Below are 20260 nucleotides of genomic sequence, written 5' to 3' on the forward strand. Positions count from 1 at the left end.
GTTGCACAAAAAAGGTGTTTCAACAGGATATATGAGGGTATTTGCTGCAAAAAAAAGCGGCGGAGGAAGATCCCCCGCCGCTTAAGGCACTTAACTCACTTTACTCAGGAGCAGTTATTTACCTTTAATCTCATACAGTGGTGTTTGACCGGCAACCACATGACCTTCGGCTTTAATGACCAGAGCGCCGAAATCATCGCTGTTGCTGCACACAACCGGGCTAATCATGGAACGTGCGTTGGCGTTCAGGTACTCCAGGTCCATTTCCAGAATCGGTTGGCCTGCAGTCACTTCCGCGCCTTCTTCAACCAGACGCTTAAAGCCTTTACCTTCCAGCGCGACGGTATCGATACCCATATGGACCACGATTTCCGCGCCTTTCACGGTTTCCAGACAGAACGCATGGTTAGTGTTGAAGATTTTCACGATGGTGCCCGCAGCCGGAGCAACCACGATTTTATCCGTTGGTTTCACCGCCACGCCGTCGCCTACCGCTTTGCTGGCGAAGGCTTCATCAGGAACCTGCTCCAGCGCAACGACGTCACCGGTAATCGGAGAAACCAGCGCTTCAACGGTTGCTGCGTTTGCTACAGCCTGCGGTTTTGCAACCGGAGTCGCTGCTGCTGGCGCAGTTTCGCCAGACGCTGCCGCCACCGGGCCACGCGCGACAACTTTTTTCATTTCGTCGCCGATGGATTCAGCTTTCGCACCCACAATGACCTGGATAGTTTGCTTGTTCAGCTTAACCACTCCAGATGCACCTAAACGTTTACACATCGCATCGTTTACGCGACCGGAATCGGCAACGGTCAGACGCAGACGAGTGATACAGGCATCAATCGCTTTCAGGTTATCGGTACCGCCAACCGCTGCAATGTAGCTGGTTGCCAGTTGAGCCAAACCTTCTTCAGTGTTGCTGTTGGCTTCTTCAGTAACGATGTCGTCTTCTTTATCTTCGCGGCCCGGCGTTTTCAGGTTAAACATACGGATAACCGCGCTGAACAACACAAAGTAGATAACGAAGAACACCAGACCCATCGCAACCAGCATCCAGACGTTCTTACTTGCTGCCGGCAGGTTGTACATCAACACGTAGTCGATAGCACCTGCGGAGAAGGAGAAGCCTGCGTGGATACCCAGCAGTGTTGCAACGAACAGGCTGATACCTGTTAACAGTGCGTGCAGGAGGTACAGCAGTGGAGCCAGGAACATGAACAGGAATTCCAGCGGCTCGGTAACACCGGTCAGGAATGCAGTGATCGCAACGGACAGCAGCATACCGCCAACCATCGGACGACGTGCTTTCGGAGCCGCGAAGTACATCGCCAGCGCCGCACCCGGCAGACCAAACATCATGATCGGGAAGAAACCAGACATGAACATACCCGCAGTGCCGTCACCCGCGTAGAAGCGGTTGATGTCACCGTGGAATACGGTACCAGCGGCGTTAGTAAATTCGCCAATCTGGAACCAGGCGATGGTGTTCAGAACCTGATGCAGACCGGTTGGGATCAACAGACGGTTGATGAAACCAAAGATACCGGAACCCAGTGCGCCTGCGCCCACAATCCACTCACCACCCGCATGGATGGCGTTCTGCACCGGTGGCCACACGTAGCCGAAGATAGCAGCCAGCACCAGACAGAAGAAGCCAGTGGCGATCGGCACAAAGCGTTTGCCGCCAAAGAAGCTCAGGAAGTCAGGCAGTTTGATACCAGACCAACGGTTATACACCGCACCGCCGACCAGACCGGTGATGATACCCGCCAGCACACCCATATTGATGGCCGGGTTAATGGTCACCATTGCTTTGGTCAATATGAAATAACCGACCGCACCCGCCAACGCTGCCGCGCCCGCGCTGTCTTTTGACCAGCTGGAAGCCACACCGATAGCGAAAATTAACGCGAGGTTATCAAAGATGGCCCCACCCGCTTGCGCGATGAAGGGTACGTTAAGTAAATCTGGTTGGCCGAATCGCAGCAGCAGTGCCGCGACTGGCAGCACAGCGATGGGGAGCTGTAACGCCCTACCCAGCCGCTGGAAAAAACCTAAAATATTCATTTTATTCCCCCTACGAGACCCCGATTAGGCTTCTTTGAAGCCATATTTTTATTGTGCGACCATTCCTGACAGCAAGATTCTGGAGCAACGATATTAACCATTCATCTACATTCAGAGTGTGTGAAAATTTAATTCGTATCGCAAATTAAACGCGTGTTTTTTGTGATTTCAGTCACCAAATATCGTTATTAAGCCTCCCTTCCACTGGCTAACTACGAAAACTTATTTTATCATTCAAAAAATCGAAACGGATTGATCCTTACCGATGCAAAACCAGGTTACGCTTAATACTGCACAGAGACTCAATCCGCCAACTGCTTACATTTACTTTTGAGGTGAAGAATGAGACTGATCCCCCTGAATACCGCTGAACAAGTCGGCAAATGGGCTGCTCGCCATATCGTTAACCGTATTAACGCGTTCAAACCAACGGCAGATCGTCCGTTCGTTCTGGGCCTGCCGACTGGCGGTACTCCGCTGACAGCTTATAAAGCATTGGTTGAAATGCACAAAGCGGGCCAGGTGAGCTTCAAACATGTTGTAACTTTCAATATGGATGAATATGTTGGCCTGCCGAAAGAACATCCGGAAAGCTACCATAGCTTCATGCATCGCAACTTCTTTGATCACGTTGATATTCCAGCAGAAAACATCAACCTCCTCAATGGTAACGCGCCCGATATTGATGCAGAATGCCGCCAGTATGAAGAAAAAATTCGTTCTTACGGTAAAATCCACCTGTTTATGGGCGGTGTAGGCAACGATGGTCACATCGCGTTCAACGAACCGGCCTCCTCTTTGGCTTCCCGTACTCGCATCAAAACGCTGACTCACGACACGCGTGTTGCTAACTCACGCTTCTTTGACGGCGACGTAAGCCAGGTGCCTAAATACGCCCTGACCGTTGGCGTGGGCACCCTGCTGGATGCCGAAGAAGTGATGATCCTGGTACTGGGTCACCAGAAGGCGCAGGCGCTGCAAGCTGCCGTTGAAGGCAACGTTAACCACATGTGGACCATCAGCTGTCTGCAGCTGCATCCGAAAGCCGTTGTGGTGTGCGATGAGCCTTCCACCATGGAACTGAAAGTGAAAACGCTGAAATACTTTAACGAGTTAGAAGCGGAAAATATTAAAGGTCTGTAATTGATGTCTCCGCCCTGTCGATAAGTTGCAGGGCGGCATTTTTTGAAATCGGGGGTCGGAATGTATGCTTTAACCCAGGGCCGGATCTTTACCGGTCACGAAATTCTTGATGACCATGCGATTGTTGTCGCCAATGGCCTGATTGACAGCGTTTGCCCACTGGCTGAGTTACCGTCAGGAATTGAACAGCGCTCACTGAATGGGGCCATTGTTTCCCCCGGTTTTATTGATGTACAGCTAAACGGCTGCGGCGGCGTACAGTTTAACGATACGGCAGAAGCCGTGACCGTTGAGACGCTGGAAATCATGCAGAAAGCCAATGAAAAATCCGGCTGCACCAGCTACCTGCCAACGCTTATTACCACCAGCGATGACCTGATGAAACAAGGCGTTCGCGTTATGCGTGAATACCTGGCGAAACACCCGAATCAGGCATTAGGGCTTCATCTTGAAGGTCCGTGGCTGAATCTGGTGAAAAAAGGTACTCATAATCCGGGATTTGTCCGTCAGCCGGACGCTGCGCTGGTCGATTTCCTGTGCGATAATGCCGATGTGATCACCAAAGTGACGCTGGCGCCAGAAATGGTCCCGGTCGAGGTCATCACCAAACTGGTAAATGCAGGTATTGTTGTTTCTGCAGGTCACTCAAATGCGACGGTAAAAGAAGCAAAAATCGGCTTCCGCGCAGGCATCACCTTTGCGACACATCTGTTCAACGCGATGCCGTATATTACCGGCCGTGAGCCCGGTCTGGCGGGTGCGATTCTTGATGAAGCCGATATCTATTGCGGTATCATCGCCGATGGCCTGCACGTTGACTACGTTAACATTCGTAATGCCAAACGCCTGAAAGGCGACAAGCTGTGCCTGGTCACCGATGCGACCGCGCCGGCAGGTGCAAACATTGAACAGTTCATTTTCGCTGGTAAAACAATATACTACCGGAATGGATTGTGCGTTGATGAGAACGGTACGTTGAGCGGTTCATCATTAACCATGATTGAAGGCGTACGCAATCTGGTCGAACATGCGAATATCGCTCTCGACGAAGTCTTACGCATGGCAACGCTCTACCCTGCTCGCGCCATTGGCGTCGACAAACAACTCGGCAGCATCGCGCCAGGCAAAGTAGCCAACCTGACTGCGTTCACGCACGACTTTAAAATCATCAAGACCATCGTTAATGGCAACGAGGTCGTTACTGAGTAAGAGAAAGAATGACACCAGGCGGACAAGCTCAAATAGGTAATGTTGATCTCGTAAAACAGCTTAACAGCGCGGCGGTTTATCGCCTGATTGACCAGCATGGGCCAATCTCGCGAATTCAAATTGCCGAGCAAAGCCAGCTTGCCCCCGCCAGCGTAACCAAAATTACGCGTCAGTTGATCGAACGCGGGCTGATCAAAGAAGTCGATCAGCAGGCCTCCACCGGAGGCCGCCGCGCTATCTCTATCGTCACCGAAACCCGCAACTTCCACGCCATCGGCGTACGCCTGGGCCGTCACGACACGACGCTCACGCTCTATGATATGAGCAGTAAAGTGGTCGCCGAAGAGCATTACCCTCTCCCGGAGCGCACCCAGGAAACGCTGGAGCATGCCCTGCTCAACACCATTGCAACGTTTATTGAGAGCTGCCAGCGGAAAATCCGTGAGCTGATTGCGATTTCCGTCATTCTGCCTGGCCTGGTTGATCCTGAAAGCGGCGTCATCCGCTATATGCCGCACATTCAGGTCGAAAACTGGGGGCTGGTCGAAGCGCTCGAAAAACGCTTCAAGGTTACCTGCTTTGTCGGTCACGATATCCGCAGTCTGGCGCTGGCTGAGCACTATTTCGGGGCAAGTCAGGATTGCGAAGACTCCATTTTGGTGCGAGTTCACCGCGGAACCGGGGCGGGAATTATTTCCAATGGCCGAATTTTCATCGGTCGCAATGGCAACGTGGGCGAGATTGGTCACATTCAGGTTGAACCGCTGGGTGAGCGCTGTCACTGCGGTAACTTCGGCTGTCTGGAAACCATTGCCGCCAATGCCTCCATCGAACACCGCGTGCAGAACTTATTGAAACAGGGTTATCCAAGCCGGCTAACGCTGGATGATTGCAGCATTAAAGCTATCTGTAAGGCGGCAAATAAAGGCGATAATCTGGCAGCAGAAGTCATTGAGCACGTTGGTCGCCACCTGGGTAAAACCATCGCCATCGCTATCAACCTGTTTAACCCACAAAAAATCGTCATTGCGGGCGAAATTACCGAGGCTGATAAAGTGCTGCTGCCTGCAATAGAAAGCTGTATCAACACGCAGGCGTTGAAAGCGTTTCGCCACAATTTACCGGTGGTTCGTTCCACGCTGGATCACCGCTCTGCCATTGGCGCCTTTGCGTTGGTGAAGCGTGCGATGCTCAACGGTACACTGCTGCAACGTTTGCTGGAAAACTAATACACGTCATCCTTCGAGCTGCCTCTGCGTTAGCTGCATCTGCTCACCCCGGTCACTTACTTCAGTAAGCTCCAGGGGTTCGCAGACTTGCCGCCTTGATGCAACTCGAATGATGTAGTGTATTTTGTGTATAGTAATGCCTTCTTTTTTTAATGTCGGATTGTCCATGGCCATTAAGAATGTAATTTGTGATATCGACGGCGTGCTGATGCACGACAATGTTGCCGTACCAGGTGCGGCAGAATTTCTGACTGGGATCCTGGAAAAAGGCCTGCCGTTAGTTCTGCTGACCAATTACCCTTCACAGACCGGGCAAGATCTGGCGAACCGCTTCGCCACCGCGGGTGTAAATGTCCCTGATAGCGTCTTTTATACTTCCGCCATGGCTACCGCTGACTTTCTACGCCGCCAGGAAGGGAAAAAAGCCTATGTGGTGGGTGAAGGCGCGTTAATTCACGAACTGTATAAAGCCGGATTTACCATTACCGACGTGAACCCCGATTTTGTGATTGTTGGCGAGACGCGTTCCTATAACTGGGACATGATGCATAAAGCGGCATATTTTGTGGCCAACGGCGCGCGTTTCATTGCCACAAACCCGGATACTCACGGTCGCGGCTTTTATCCCGCCTGCGGTGCGCTGTGCGCGGGTATCGAAAAAATATCTGGCCGCAAGCCGTTTTATGTCGGCAAGCCCAGCCCGTGGATTATTCGCGCGGCGCTCAATAAAATGCAGGCGCACTCGGAAGAGACCGTTATCGTTGGCGACAACCTGCGTACCGACATTCTGGCGGGCTTCCAGGCCGGTCTCGAAACCATCCTGGTATTGTCTGGCGTTTCGACGCTCGACGACATTGACAGCATGCCGTTCAGACCAAGCTGGATTTACCCGTCCGTCGCTGAAATTGATGTGATTTGATTCGCAGGCCGGATAAGACGTGAGTTCGTCTTGTTCGGCAAATTTGCGGCGTTATTGCCGGTTGGCGGTATCAATACCTTATCCTGCATACGGAAACCCTTTCATTTAATAAAACCGCCATAAAAATACCGATTCGTCAATAAACACGTCTATTCTGTAATCTTTTTTCACCAATCCACAATGACCATTGCGTTTTTTATTTTCTGGCCCGTAATTCGCTTGCGCCCTCTCCAGCTTTGCGGCATTTTCTTTATCAAGCAAACATAAAAAGCATCACGCAACAGGTTAACGGAGAAGGTTATGTGTTCTATTTTTGGCGTATTCGATATTAAAACTGACGCAGTTGAACTGCGTAAAAAAGCCCTGGAATTGTCTCGTCTGATGCGCCATCGCGGCCCGGACTGGTCGGGAATTTACGCCAGTGATAACGCCATTCTGGCACACGAACGTCTGTCCATCGTCGACGTCAACGCCGGTGCTCAGCCGCTGTACAACGTGAAGAAAACGCATATCCTGGCGGTTAACGGTGAAATTTATAACCACCAGGCGCTGCGCGCTGAGTACGGCGATCGCTATCAGTTCCAGACGGGTTCCGACTGCGAAGTTATCCTCGCGCTGTATCAGGAAAAAGGCCCAGAGTTTCTGGATGACCTGCAAGGCATGTTTGCTTTTGCCCTGTATGACAGCGAGCAAGACGCTTATCTGATCGGCCGCGATCATATCGGGATCATCCCACTGTATATGGGTTACGACGAGCACGGTAACTTCTACGTCGCGTCTGAAATGAAAGCCCTGGTTCCCGTGTGCCGCACAATCAAAGAATTCCCGGCCGGTAGCTATTTATGGAGTAAAGACGGCGAAATTCGTCAGTATTACCAGCGCGACTGGTTTGAATATGATGCGGTAAAAGACAACGTTACCGATAAAAACGAGCTGCGTCAGGCGCTGGAAGATGCGGTGAAAAGCCACCTGATGTCAGATGTTCCTTATGGAGTACTGCTGTCCGGCGGTCTGGATTCCTCCGTCATTTCCGCGATCACTAAAAAATACGCGGCGCGCCGTGTTGAAGATCAGGAACGTAGCGAAGCCTGGTGGCCACAGTTGCACTCCTTCGCAGTCGGCCTGGAAGGCGCACCGGATCTGAAAGCCGCACAGGAAGTAGCGAACCATCTGGGTACCGTGCACCATGAGATCCACTTCACCGTGCAGGAAGGCCTGGATGCTATCCGCGACGTGATTTATCACATCGAAACTTACGATGTCACGACGATTCGCGCCTCGACGCCAATGTACTTAATGTCGCGTAAAATTAAAGCGATGGGCATTAAAATGGTGCTGTCGGGTGAAGGCTCTGACGAAGTATTTGGCGGCTATCTCTATTTCCACAAAGCGCCAGATGCAAAAGAACTGCACGAAGAAACCGTGCGCAAGCTGCAGGCGCTGCATATGTTCGACTGCGCCCGAGCCAACAAAGCGATGTCAGCCTGGGGGGTTGAAGCTCGCGTGCCTTTCCTGGATAAGAAATTCCTTGATGTGGCGATGCGCATCAACCCACAGGATAAAATGTGCGGCAACGGCAAAATGGAAAAACACGTTCTGCGCGAATGTTTTGAGTCCTACCTGCCGGCAAGCGTCGCATGGCGTCAGAAAGAGCAGTTCTCTGATGGTGTCGGTTACAGCTGGATTGATACCTTGAAAGAGGTGGCTGCTGAGCAAGTTTCTGACCAACAACTGGAAACCGCCAGCTTCCGCTTCCCTTACAACACGCCATCGTCGAAAGAAGCGTACTTGTACCGTGAGATTTTCGAAGAGCTGTTCCCGGTTGCGAGCGCTGCGGAATGCGTACCGGGCGGGCCGTCGGTTGCCTGTTCTTCTGCCAAAGCGATCGAATGGGATGAGGCGTTTAAAACCATGAACGATCCATCTGGTCGTGCGGTTGGCGTGCATCAGTCCGCGTACAAATAAGTCAATCCTTAGAAAAGAGCCCTGCAGGGCTCTTTTTTTATGTCTGTTTTCTGTGCAAAAAAACAATTAATAACTAATAATTGCCGAATATTGCGCCATGCTGTTCGCAACCTAACCAAACAGTCACATTACAGCTATTTTCAATGAAAAAGGGGTTGACGCTTCAAGGCTCAATACGCATAATGCGCCCCGCAACGCCGATAAGGTTACGCGAAAAAAAGATGGCTACGTAGCTCAGCTGGTTAGAGCACATCACTCATAATGATGGGGTCACAGGTTCGAATCCCGTCGTAGCCACCATCTTTTTTGCGGGAGTGGCGAAATTGGTAGACGCACCAGATTTAGGTTCTGGCGCCGCAAGGTGTGCGAGTTCAAGTCTCGCCTCCCGCACCATTCACCCGTAAGCGTTGCACGGATGGGGTATCGCCAAGCGGTAAGGCACCGGTTTTTGATACCGGCATTCCCTGGTTCGAATCCAGGTACCCCAGCCATTTTTTCTTCGATATAGCGGTTCACCGCAACGGTCATTGGGGTATCGCCAAGCGGTAAGGCACCGGTTTTTGATACCGGCATTCCCTGGTTCGAATCCAGGTACCCCAGCCATCGAAGAATATGTTAGTATTTGGCTACGTAGCTCAGCTGGTTAGAGCACATCACTCATAATGATGGGGTCACAGGTTCGAATCCCGTCGTAGCCACCATATTAAGGACGTATCGACTCGTTCGGTAAATCCAAAAAATTGTTGGGGTATCGCCAAGCGGTAAGGCTCTGGTTTCTGATACCAGCATTCCGAGGTTCGAATCCTCGTACCCCAGCCAATTTCAAAAAGTCATCCACTCAGTGGGTGCGCCCGTTGGGGTATCGCCAAGCGGTAAGGCTCTGGTTTCTGATACCAGCATTCCGAGGTTCGAATCCTCGTACCCCAGCCATATTAAAAAAGCTCGCTTCGGCGAGCTTTTTGCTTTTCTAACACCGGGTGACGGCAAGCCTTACCCGACCTACATGACTCGTAGGCCTGATAAGCGTAGCGCCATCAGGCACCACTCGAGCTACAATCCTAACGCATACTTCAGCGCCTGACGCTTCAGCACGCCTGCGCGCTCTGCGGCCATTAACCCGAGATTACGCATGATACGTAGCGGCTGCAGGTTGTTGCTAAATCCGGCGTAAAACAGATCCATGCCGCTTTGCATGATGAAATTGTCAGTCATACGACGGTTCTGATAACGCTTCAGCACCGGCTGACTAGCCCAGGACTCGCCATAGCTGCGCGCATTCACCAGCACATCAATCAGCGCATCCACATCACGGAACCCCAGATTAACGCCCTGCCCCGCCAGCGGGTGAATGGTATGCGCGGCATCACCTACCAGCGCAAGGCCTGGCTGCACATATTGCAGCGCGTGACGGCGCGTAAGCGGGAATGCCCCCGCAGCCACAGGCGTTACGTTACCGAGTCGTGTAGGGAAATGTTTGGCGATCTCCGCCTGCAGTTGCGACATGCTTAACCCCTGCAACTGACGGATTCGCGCCGGTGAGTCATACCACACCAGCGAGGCCCAGTTATCGAACAGCGGTAAAAACGCGCGCGGACCGTCTGGGGTAAATTGCTGCCAGGTGCTGTCTCCCGGTGAATTCTCGCATTGCACGGTAATCAACATACAGGACTGCGCGTATTGCCAGGCATGGATACCAATCCCTGCCATTTTCCGCACCTGAGAATTTGCGCCATCCGCACCGATGACCAGCCTGGCGCTGATCTTTTCACCGCCTGCCAGTTCAAGCTCATGTCGATCGTTATGTTGATGCAAAGAGAGAAGCGACGCAGGCACGCGCAACGTGACTTTAGGGTGGGCTTCCAGCGCCTGCCAGAGTGCCTGTTGCAGAACCGTGTTTTCCACCATATAACCCAGCAAGGGTAGCTTAAGCTCGGCGGCATCAAACATCACATGGGCATTTTCCCATTCCCACGTTTCCAGACGACGATAAGGATGGCTGCGCATCCCTTGAACTGTATCCCAGACGCCCAGCCCCTTCAGCAGCGACACCGAGGCAGAGCTAATGGCCGAAATTCTGACATCAGGCTGTCCGTCTGCCACAAACGGCGCAGGAACGGCATGTTCAATGACCGTTACCGCAAATCCATGCTGCGCCAGTCCCAGCGCCAGCGCGCCGCCGACCATCCCCCCGCCGACAATGGCAATTTCCGTTGGTTGATTTGTCATGGTCAATTATCCTGTTACATGTATTGCGTAAGTTTACAGGATTTTTTACCCCTTGAGGCTGACATCCGTCATACTGGTCACAACCGCGCCAAAGCAGTACACTATGCGCCCTGCATTTCAGCCACAATTTCGCAAGAGCAAGTCGATGACCAAAAAACTCCATATTAAAACCTGGGGCTGTCAGATGAACGAATACGATTCATCGAAGATGGCCGATCTGCTGGATGCCACTCATGGGTATCAACTGACCGACGTGGCCGAAGAAGCGGATGTGCTGCTGCTGAATACCTGCTCTATCCGTGAGAAGGCTCAGGAAAAAGTCTTCCATCAGTTGGGTCGCTGGAAGCTGTTAAAAGAGAAGAATCCCAAGCTCATCATCGGTGTCGGTGGTTGTGTTGCGTCTCAGGAAGGCGACCACATTCGCCAGCGCGCCCACTATGTCGATATTATTTTTGGCCCGCAAACCCTGCACCGTCTGCCGGAAATGATCAACAAAGTGCGTGGAAGCACCACCCGTAGCCCGGTGGTTGATATCAGTTTCCCGGAGATCGAAAAGTTCGACCGTCTGCCGGAGCCGCGTGCTGAAGGCCCAAGCGCGTTTGTGTCCATCATGGAAGGTTGTAATAAATATTGTACTTACTGCGTGGTGCCATACACCCGCGGTGAGGAAGTCAGCCGTCCGGCGGATGATATCCTGTTTGAAATTGCCCAGCTTGCGGCGCAAGGCGTGCGTGAAGTGAACCTGCTGGGGCAAAACGTGAACGCCTGGCGTGGTGAGAACTACGACGGCACGACAGGATCGTTTGCCGATCTGCTGCGTCTGGTCGCGGCGATCGACGGCATTGACCGTATCCGCTTCACCACCAGCCATCCGATCGAATTCACCGATGATATCGTTGAAGTTTATCGTGATACGCCGGAACTGGTGAGCTTCCTGCACCTGCCGGTACAGAGCGGTTCAGATCGCGTGCTGAATCTGATGGGGCGCACCCATACCGCGTTGGAATATAAAGCGATCATCCGCAAACTGCGCGCAGCGCGTCCGGATATCCAGATTAGTTCTGACTTCATTGTTGGTTTCCCGGGTGAAACCACGCAGGATTTCGAGCAGACCATGAAGCTTATCGCTGACGTCAACTTTGACATGAGCTACAGCTTTATCTTCTCTGCGCGTCCTGGCACCCCTGCTGCCGATATGGTTGACGACGTGCCGGAAGAAGAGAAAAAACAGCGTCTGTATATTCTGCAGGAGCGTATTAACCAGCAAGCCATGGCCTGGAGCCGTCGTATGGTCGGCACGACCCAGCGCATTCTGGTTGAAGGCACATCGCGTAAGAGCATCATGGAACTGTCAGGCCGTACCGAAAATAACCGTGTGGTGAACTTTGAAGGCACTCCGGAGATGGTCGGTAAGTTTGTTGATGTAGAAATTACCGATGTCTGGACTAACTCCCTGCGCGGTAAAGTGGTGCGCACCGAGGACGAAATGGGCCTGCGCATCGCAGAATCCCCTGAGTCGGTTATTGCGCGTACCCGCAAAGAAAACGATCTGGGCGTCGGTATTTATCAGCCTTAATCCTGCTGAAAAACGTAAACAAGGCCCGATGGCGCTATGCTTATCGGGCCAACACTCCCAGGCTCGCTGCTCCAGCGGGCCTTGTAATCAGCCCTGTCATCCCCATATTTATTGCAATGCTTGCGCCTTTCCCCCATGGCGTGAATAATTTCCTTAGATGCCGGTAAATGTTCAGCGTCCGGCGAGACATGCATAAGAGGAACAGTTTGAACATAGACACTCGCGAAATCACCCTTGAACCCGCAGACAACGCCCGCCTGTTGAGCCTTTGCGGCCCCTTTGATGACAACATCAAACAGCTGGAACGTCGTCTCGGCATCGAAATTAACCGTCGTGATAACCACTTTAAGCTGACCGGTCGCCCAATTTGCGTCACCGCAGCGGCAGATATTTTACGCAGCCTGTATGTCGATACCGCCCCAATGCGCGGTCAGACGCAGGACATTGAGCCTGAACAAATTCATCTGGCAATTAAAGAAGCGCGTGTGCTTGAGCAAAGCGCTGACAGCGTGCCGGAATTTGGCAAAGCGGTGAATATCAAAACCAAGCGCGGGGTAATCAAGCCGCGTACGCCAAACCAGGCACAGTACATTGCGAATATCCTCGACCACGACATCACCTTTGGCGTTGGCCCTGCGGGTACGGGTAAAACGTATCTCGCGGTTGCCGCTGCGGTCGATGCGCTTGAGCGTCAGGAGATCCGTCGAATTCTGCTGACCCGTCCGGCAGTTGAAGCGGGTGAAAAACTCGGTTTCCTGCCGGGAGATCTCAGCCAGAAAGTCGATCCGTATTTACGACCGCTGTATGACGCGCTATTCGAAATGCTCGGTTTTGAGAAGGTCGAAAAACTGATTGAGCGTAACGTCATTGAGGTTGCGCCGCTGGCCTATATGCGCGGTCGTACGTTAAATGATGCGTTCATCATTCTTGATGAAAGCCAGAACACCACCATCGAACAGATGAAAATGTTCCTGACCCGTATCGGCTTTAACTCCAAAGCGGTCATCACTGGCGATATCACCCAGATTGACCTGCCGCGTAGCACCAAATCCGGTCTGCGTCATGCTATTGAAGTGCTGGCTGAAGTCGACGAAATTAGTTTCAATTTCTTCCATAGCGAAGACGTGGTTCGCCATCCGGTGGTTGCCCGTATCGTCACGGCGTATGAAGCCTGGGAAGAAGCAGAACAGAAACGCAAAGCCGAGCAGGCAGCAGAACGCAAGCGTGAAGCTCAGGAGCAGGAACAAAAATGAGTCAGGTTATTCTCGATTTACAGCTGGCATGTGAAGACGAATCCGGTTTACCAACAGAAAGTCAGTTTCAGGGCTGGCTGGATGCGGTGATCCCGCAGTTTCAGGAAGAGTCAGAGGTGACCATTCGTCTGGTCGATGACACGGAAAGTCACGAGCTGAACCTGACCTATCGCGGGAAAGATAAATCAACCAACGTGCTCTCATTCCCATTTGAAGCACCACCGGGCATTGAGATGCCTTTGCTGGGCGATTTGATCATCTGCCGTCAGGTCGTCGAGAAAGAAGCGCAGGAGCAAGGCAAACCGCTTGAGGCCCACTGGGCGCACATGGTGGTGCACGGTAGCCTGCATTTACTCGGCTACGACCATATCGAAGACGATGAAGCGGAAGAGATGGAATCCTTAGAAACAGAGATTATGCTTGCTCTGGGCTATGAGGATCCGTACATTGCCGAGAAAGAATAAGTATTTCGAAGTCTGGTAGGCCTGAAAAGGCGCAGCCGTCATCAGGTATTGCGCCTTATACTGTCGACCTGACTCGAAGTACGTTGAAGAAACATGCCGTCAACAGCTGAGTACACGCATGACGCGCTTTGGATTAACTAACATGAGAACCCATACGACGCCATGAGCGACGACAATTCACACAGTAGTGACACCTTAACCAGCAAAAAGGGATTTTTTTCCCTGTTACTGAGCCAACTTTTCCACGGTGAACCGAAAAACCGCGACGAACTGTTGGAGCTGATCCGTGATTCCGGGCAAAACGACCTTATCGATGAAGATACGCGCGATATGCTCGAAGGGGTGATGGACATTGCGGACCAACGCGTGCGCGACATCATGATCCCTCGCTCTCAGATGATTACCCTGAAACGCAACCAGACCCTGGACGAATGTCTCGATGTCATCATCGAGTCTGCCCACTCGCGTTTCCCGGTGATCAGCGAAGACAAAGATCACATCGAAGGGATTCTGATGGCCAAAGATCTGCTGCCGTTTATGCGCAGCGATGCCGAAGCCTTCAGCATGGAGAAAGTGTTACGCCAGGCGGTTGTCGTCCCTGAAAGCAAGCGGGTTGACCGCATGCTGAAAGAGTTCCGCTCCCAGCGTTATCATATGGCTATCGTCATCGACGAATTCGGTGGTGTCTCAGGTCTGGTGACCATTGAGGACATCCTTGAACTGATCGTGGGTGAAATTGAAGATGAGTACGACGAAGAAGACGATATTGATTTCCGTCAGCTCAGCCGCCACACCTGGACTATTCGCGCACTGGCGCCGATTGAAGACTTCAACGAAGCTTTCGGCACGCATTTCAGCGATGAAGAAGTCGACACCATCGGCGGGTTGGTCATGCAGGCCTTTGGGCATCTTCCCGCGCGCGGGGAGACTATCGACATTGATGGTTACCAGTTCAAAGTGGCAATGGCCGACAGCCGTCGTATTATTCAGGTTCATGTCAGAATTCCGGACGACTCACCCCAGCCCAAACTGGACGAATAAACCCGAAACTGGATCTAAGACTACATGGCATTTGCCCCATTAATTGAACGCCAGCGCATTCGCCTGCTGCTGGCGTTATTATTCGGTGCCTGCGGGACGCTGGCTTTCTCTCCGTATGACATCTGGCCAGCCGCGATCGTTTCGCTGATGGGCCTGCAGGCTCTCACCTTCAACCGCCGCCCGCTCCAGTCTGCCGCTATCGGCTACTTTTGGGGGCTGGGGCTGTTTGGCTCCGGCATCAATTGGGTTTACGTCAGCATCGCGCAGTTTGGCGGTATGCCGGGCCCGGTTAACGTCTTCCTCGTGGTTCTGCTTGCCGCATACCTTTCCCTCTACACCGGCCTGTTTGCCGGCGTTTTGGCGCGTCTGTGGCCGAAAACCACCTGGCTACGCGTGGCGATTGCCGCGCCGGTAGTCTGGCAAATCACTGAATTCCTGCGCGGCTGGGTACTGACCGGCTTCCCATGGCTGCAGTTTGGTTACAGCCAGATCGACGGTCCGTTAAAAGGACTGGCGCCGGTAATGGGTGTTGAGGCGATTAACTTCCTGCTGATGATGGTTAGCGGTCTGCTGGCGCTGGCGCTGGTGACGCGTAACTGGCGTCCGCTGGTCGTCGGCGTCGTGCTATTCGCCCTGCCCTTTCCGCTGCGCTATATCCAGTGGTTCACGCTTGAGCCGGAAAAAACCACTCAGGTTTCGATGGTGCAGGGTGACATTCCTCAGTCGCTCAAATGGGATGAAGGTCAGTTACTCAACACTCTGAAGATTTATCTCGACGCCACCCAGCCCGAAATGGGCAAATCACAGCTAATCATCTGGCCAGAATCCGCTATTCCGGACCTGGAAATTAACCAGCAGCGTTTTCTGAGCATGATGGATGACCTGCTGAAATCGAAAAACAGCACGCTGATTACCGGTATTGTAGACGCGCGGCTGAACAAGCAGAATCGTTACGACACCTACAACACCATCATCACGTTGGGTAAAGACAGTCCGTACAGCTACGACTCCAGCAACCGCTATAACAAAAACCATTTGGTACCATTTGGCGAGTTTGTTCCACTGGAATCAATCCTGCGCCCGTTAGCGCCGTTTTTTGACCTGCCAATGTCTTCGTTCAGCCGTGGCCCTTATGTGCAGCCACAACTGCATGCGCACGGCTTTAAGCTGACGGCAGCCATCTGCTACGAAATCATTCTTGGCGAACAGGTACGTGATAACTTCCGCCCGGATACGGACTACCTGCTGACTATCTCCAACGATGCCTGGTTTGGTAAATCCATTGGCCCGTGGCAGCACTTCCAGATGGCGCGGATGCGTTCCCTCGAGCTGGCGCGTCCCCTGCTGCGTAGCACCAATAACGGTATTACGGCGGTGATTGGTCCACAGGGTGAGATTCAGGCGATGATCCCGCAGTTTACCCGCCAGGTTCTGACCACCAGCGTGACGCCAACGACGGGCTTAACCCCTTATGCCCGAACCGGTAACTGGCCGCTCTGGCTGCTTACCGCGCTGTTTGGCTTTGGTGCTGTGGTAATGAGCCTGCGCCAACGTCGTAAGTAATCCACCTCTCCTGGCCGGATAACGTCTCGTTTATCCGGCCCAAAACACATCTCTCTTCCCATTCTGGCACGTCTATTGCTTTGTTCTACAAGGCAAACGCTGTTTTGGCTGAATGTGCAACCTGGTCGCACCAAAGTTGAGCGCCGGTAGCACCTGAAAAGTGCAACAAGATATTTTTGCCCCCAAATGGTGCGGCGCACTTCGCAAAAATAAACAATAACACAGCAAATTCTTTACATTCATCCAAACTAAATGTTAACAAACACATACAAGACTGCACGTTTTAGTAGCAAACAATAACAACATCACAATGGGTATCAATGCGTCACTGGCGCAGACGATAAAGGAGTTGGATATGCAATTACGTAAGCTCGCCACTGCCATGCTGGTTATGGGAATGTCCGCCGGCCTGGCGCACGCAGAAGACGCAGTACCAGCGGCAGGCAGCACGCTGGACAAGATCGCCAAAAACGGCGTGATTGTGGTCGGCCACCGTGAATCATCGGTACCGTTCTCTTACTACGATAATCAGCAAAAAGTGGTCGGTTATTCACAGGATTACTCCAACGCAATCGTTGAAGCCGTGAAGAAAAAGCTGAACAAGCCTGACCTGCAGGTGAAACTGATCCCGATTACTTCACAAAACCGTATCCCGCTGCTGCAAAACGGCACCTTTGACTTTGAATGTGGCTCCACCACCAACAACGTCGAGCGCCAAAAACAAGCGGCTTTCTCTGACACCATTTTCGTTGTCGGCACTCGTCTGCTGGCGAAAAAAGGCGGCGACGTCAAAGATTTCGCCGATCTGAAAGGTAAAGCCGTAGTCGTGACCTCGGGTACCACCTCAGAAGTGCTGCTGCACAAGCTGAACGAAGAACAAAAAATGGATATGCGCATCATCAGCGCGAAAGACCACGGTGACTCTTTCCGTACTCTGGAAAGCGGCCGCGCCGTTGCCTTTATGATGGATGACGCCCTGCTGGCTGGCGAGCGCGCGAAGGCGAAGAAACCAGACAACTGGGAGATCGTCGGCAAACCGCAGTCTCAGGAAGCCTACGGCTGTATGCTGCGCAAAGATGACCCTGAGTTCAAAAAGCTGATGGACGACACTATCGCCAAGGCGCAGACCTCAGGCGATGCTGAGAAATGGTTTGATAAGTGGTTTAAAAATCCAATTCCACCGAAGAACCTGAACATGAATTTCGAACTGTCGGACGAGATGAAAGCCCTGTTCAAAGAACCGAATGATAAAGCGCTTAACTAACTAAAATAAATGGGGCGAGTTCACCTTGCCCTCTCGATTGCTACTCGGCACGGACAGACTATAAGCCTGATGGTCGTTCCCCATCAGGCCTGAAAACCGCAAAACGCCGAATAACAATCTTCGAGGGTAGCGCTGCTACCCTTTTTTTTCTGGAGTAGATTTATGTCTATAGACTGGAACTGGGGTATTTTTTTACAACAAGCCCCGTTCGGCAACACCACCTATCTCGGCTGGCTCTGGAGTGGTTTCCAGGTCACGGTCGCGTTATCCATCACCGCCTGGATTATCGCTTTCCTCATAGGCTCTTTATTCGGCATCTTACGTACCGTTCCAAATCGTTTCCTTTCTGGGATCGGCACGCTGTACGTTGAGCTGTTTCGTAACGTTCCGCTCATCGTCCAGTTTTTTACCTGGTATCTGGTCATTCCCGAACTGCTGCCGGAAAACATTGGGATGTGGTTCAAAGCTGAGTTGGATCCCAACATCCAGTTCTTCCTCTCATCGATGCTCTGTCTGGGGCTGTTTACCGCCGCGCGCGTCTGTGAACAGGTTCGTGCCGCTATTCAGTCTCTGCCTCGTGGGCAGAAAAACGCTGCGCTGGCGATGGGGCTAACGTTGCCGCAGGCCTACCGTTATGTGCTGCTGCCAAACGCTTACCGCGTGATTGTTCCGCCAATGACCTCAGAGATGATGAACCTGGTGAAGAACTCCGCGATCGCCTCCACTATCGGCCTGGTCGATATGGCGGCGCAGGCGGGTAAGCTGCTGGATTACTCCGCCCACGCATGGGAATCGTTTACCGCCATCACTCTGGCCTACGTCCTGATTAACGCCGTCATCATGCTGGTGATGAATCTCGTTGAACGTAAAATCCGCCTGCCTGGCAATTTGGGAGGCAAATAATGTACGAATTTGACTGGAGTTCTATCGTCCCTTCCCTGCCGTATTTGCTGGATGGGCTGATTATCACGCTGAAAATCACCGTTACGGCAGTGGTCATTGGTATTGTCTGGGGAACCATCCTTGCAGTGATGCGTTTGTCCAGCTTCGCACCTATTGCCTGGTTTGCGAAAGGCTACGTCAACGTGTTCCGTTCCATTCCACTGGTAATGGTGCTGCTGTGGTTCTACCTGATTGTGCCAGGCTTCCTGCAAAACGTACTGGGTCTGTCGCCAAAAACCGATATTCGCCTGATCTCAGCAATGGTCGCGTTTTCGATGTTTGAAGCCGCATACTATTCCGAGATTATCCGTGCCGGTATCCAGAGTATTTCTCGTGGGCAATCCAGCGCCGCGCTGGCGCTGGGGATGACCCACTGGCAGTCGATGAAGCTCATCATTCTGCCGCAGGCATTCCGCGCAATGGTGCCGCTGCTGCTCACCCAGGGCATCGTACTCTTCCAGGACACCTCGCTGGTTTATGTATTAAGTCTGGCAGACTTCTTCCGTACCGCCTCCACCATTGGCGAGCGTGACGGCACGCAGGTTGAAATGATCCTGTTTGCTGGCGCCGTTTATTTTGTATTCAGTCTGAGCGCATCGTTGTTGGTCAGCTATTTGAAGAAAAGGACAGTTTAATGATTACCCTGAAAAATGTTTCTAAATGGTATGGTCACTTTCAGGTGCTGACCGACTGCTCCACGGAAGTGAAAAAAGGGGAAGTGGTGGTGGTCTGCGGCCCGTCAGGCTCAGGTAAATCAACGCTTATCAAAACGGTGAACGGGCTGGAGCCGGTACAACAGGGCGTTATCACCGTTGATGGCACCGTGGTGAATGATAAAAAAACCGATTTGGCTAAACTGCGTTCACGCGTTGGTATGGTGTTCCAGCACTTTGAACTGTTCCCCCACCTGTCGATCATTGAGAACCTGACTCTGGCGCAGGTAAAAGTGCTTAAACGCGATAAAAAGCCGGCCCGCGACAAAGCGCAAAAGTTACTGGAACGCGTTGGTCTGTCAGCGCACGCCGATAAGTTTCCGGCTCAGCTCTCCGGGGGCCAACAACAGCGTGTCGCCATTGCCAGGGCGCTGTGTATGGATCCTATCGCCATGCTGTTTGACGAACCGACATCAGCGCTTGATCCTGAAATGATCAACGAAGTGCTGGACGTCATGGTTGAACTGGCCAATGAAGGGATGACCATGATGGTAGTCACCCACGAAATGGGCTTTGCGCGTAAAGTGGCGAACCGGGTGATCTTCATGGATGAAGGGAAAATTGTTGAAGACTCGCCGAAAGAAGAGTTCTTCGCCAATCCGAAATCAGACCGCGCCAAAGACTTCCTCGCGAAAATCCTGCATTAATCTTGCTGGCGCGCACCTCCATGTGCGCGCCACCTCACGATT

At 52.4% G+C, this 20260-nt stretch carries 16 protein-coding genes and 7 tRNA genes; 21 read left to right on the top strand and 2 right to left on the bottom strand.

What is annotated here, in order from left to right:
* Positions 1-114: 114 nt before the first annotated feature.
* Positions 115-2064, bottom strand: a complete 1950-nt coding sequence (gene nagE / locus OGV80_RS18740) for a PTS N-acetyl glucosamine transporter subunit IIABC (RefSeq protein WP_043015583.1) — start codon at positions 2062-2064, stop codon at positions 115-117.
* Between the two features lie 342 nt (positions 2065-2406).
* On the opposite strand from nagE, the gene nagB reads away from it, so the two are divergent.
* The 12 genes from nagB (at position 2407) to OGV80_RS18800 (ending at position 9459) form a co-directional block, all read left to right on the top strand.
* The gene (nagB, locus tag OGV80_RS18745) at positions 2407-3207 is read left to right on the top strand and encodes a glucosamine-6-phosphate deaminase (RefSeq protein WP_003022803.1); all 801 of its coding nucleotides are present in this window, start codon (positions 2407-2409) and stop codon (positions 3205-3207) included.
* Positions 3208-3267: 60 nt separating this feature from the next.
* Positions 3268-4416 (top strand): N-acetylglucosamine-6-phosphate deacetylase, encoded by a 1149-nt coding sequence (gene nagA / locus OGV80_RS18750; RefSeq protein WP_043015582.1) that lies wholly within the window; start codon positions 3268-3270, stop codon positions 4414-4416.
* 8 nt (positions 4417-4424) lie between these two features.
* Positions 4425-5645, top strand: coding sequence for a DNA-binding transcriptional regulator NagC (nagC, locus tag OGV80_RS18755; protein WP_075144993.1), 1221 nt, complete (start codon positions 4425-4427; stop codon positions 5643-5645).
* A gap of 166 nt (positions 5646-5811) precedes the next feature.
* On the top strand, positions 5812-6564 hold the full coding sequence (nagD, locus tag OGV80_RS18760) for a ribonucleotide monophosphatase NagD (RefSeq protein WP_005121413.1): 753 nt from the start codon (positions 5812-5814) through the stop codon (positions 6562-6564).
* 300 nt (positions 6565-6864) lie between these two features.
* Positions 6865-8529 carry an asparagine synthase B gene (asnB, locus tag OGV80_RS18765; protein ID WP_003835552.1) on the top strand — a complete coding sequence of 555 codons (1665 nt, stop codon included), beginning with the start codon at positions 6865-6867 and terminating at the stop codon, positions 8527-8529.
* A gap of 223 nt (positions 8530-8752) precedes the next feature.
* Positions 8753-8829 (top strand) — tRNA-Met (locus OGV80_RS18770).
* An 8-nt stretch (positions 8830-8837) separates the two neighbouring features.
* Positions 8838-8922 (top strand) — tRNA-Leu (locus OGV80_RS18775).
* A gap of 23 nt (positions 8923-8945) precedes the next feature.
* Positions 8946-9020, top strand: a tRNA-Gln gene (locus OGV80_RS18780).
* A gap of 37 nt (positions 9021-9057) precedes the next feature.
* Positions 9058-9132: transfer RNA gene (locus tag OGV80_RS18785), tRNA-Gln, on the top strand.
* Positions 9133-9153: 21 nt separating this feature from the next.
* A tRNA-Met gene (locus tag OGV80_RS18790) sits at positions 9154-9230 on the top strand.
* A 43-nt stretch (positions 9231-9273) separates the two neighbouring features.
* A tRNA-Gln gene (locus tag OGV80_RS18795) sits at positions 9274-9348 on the top strand.
* Positions 9349-9384: 36 nt separating this feature from the next.
* Positions 9385-9459: transfer RNA gene (locus tag OGV80_RS18800), tRNA-Gln, on the top strand.
* Between the two features lie 120 nt (positions 9460-9579).
* Here OGV80_RS18800 and ubiF read toward each other — a convergent pair.
* Positions 9580-10755, bottom strand: a complete 1176-nt coding sequence (ubiF, locus tag OGV80_RS18805; protein WP_087051566.1) for a 3-demethoxyubiquinol 3-hydroxylase — start codon at positions 10753-10755, stop codon at positions 9580-9582.
* A gap of 145 nt (positions 10756-10900) precedes the next feature.
* Here ubiF and miaB point away from each other — a divergent pair, with 145 nt between their 5' ends.
* From miaB to gltL, 9 genes are all read left to right on the top strand, one after another.
* A complete protein-coding gene (gene miaB / locus OGV80_RS18810) occupies positions 10901-12331 on the top strand; it encodes a tRNA (N6-isopentenyl adenosine(37)-C2)-methylthiotransferase MiaB (protein ID WP_043017864.1) in 1431 nt (476 codons plus the stop codon).
* 206 nt (positions 12332-12537) lie between these two features.
* A complete protein-coding gene (locus tag OGV80_RS18815) occupies positions 12538-13584 on the top strand; it encodes a PhoH family protein (RefSeq protein ID WP_003022776.1) in 1047 nt (348 codons plus the stop codon).
* The gene (gene ybeY / locus OGV80_RS18820) at positions 13581-14048 is read left to right on the top strand and encodes an rRNA maturation RNase YbeY (RefSeq protein ID WP_075144996.1); all 468 of its coding nucleotides are present in this window, start codon (positions 13581-13583) and stop codon (positions 14046-14048) included. The genes OGV80_RS18815 and ybeY overlap by 4 nt, the downstream gene beginning before the upstream one ends.
* 162 nt (positions 14049-14210) lie before the next feature.
* Entirely contained in the window at positions 14211-15089 is an 879-nt protein-coding gene (corC, locus tag OGV80_RS18825) for a CNNM family magnesium/cobalt transport protein CorC (protein ID WP_038638785.1), read from the top strand.
* Positions 15090-15113: 24 nt separating this feature from the next.
* Entirely contained in the window at positions 15114-16652 is a 1539-nt protein-coding gene (lnt, locus tag OGV80_RS18830; protein WP_043015579.1) for an apolipoprotein N-acyltransferase, read from the top strand.
* A 355-nt stretch (positions 16653-17007) separates the two neighbouring features.
* Entirely contained in the window at positions 17008-17916 is a 909-nt protein-coding gene (locus OGV80_RS18835; protein WP_087051567.1) for an amino acid ABC transporter substrate-binding protein, read from the top strand.
* A 162-nt stretch (positions 17917-18078) separates the two neighbouring features.
* Complete coding sequence (gene gltJ, locus OGV80_RS18840; RefSeq protein WP_003831316.1) at positions 18079-18819, top strand: glutamate/aspartate ABC transporter permease GltJ; 741 nt, start codon at positions 18079-18081, stop codon at positions 18817-18819.
* Positions 18819-19493, top strand: a complete 675-nt coding sequence (gltK, locus tag OGV80_RS18845) for a glutamate/aspartate ABC transporter permease GltK (protein WP_003022757.1) — start codon at positions 18819-18821, stop codon at positions 19491-19493. The genes gltJ and gltK overlap by 1 nt, the downstream gene beginning before the upstream one ends.
* On the top strand, positions 19493-20218 hold the full coding sequence (gltL, locus tag OGV80_RS18850) for a glutamate/aspartate ABC transporter ATP-binding protein GltL (protein ID WP_043015577.1): 726 nt from the start codon (positions 19493-19495) through the stop codon (positions 20216-20218). Before gltK ends, gltL begins: the two co-directional genes overlap by 1 nt.
* Positions 20219-20260 lie beyond the last annotated feature (42 nt).

The organism is Citrobacter sp. Ce119 (genome assembly GCF_030334525.1).
Taxonomy (GTDB): Bacteria; Pseudomonadota; Gammaproteobacteria; order Enterobacterales; family Enterobacteriaceae; genus Citrobacter; species Citrobacter europaeus.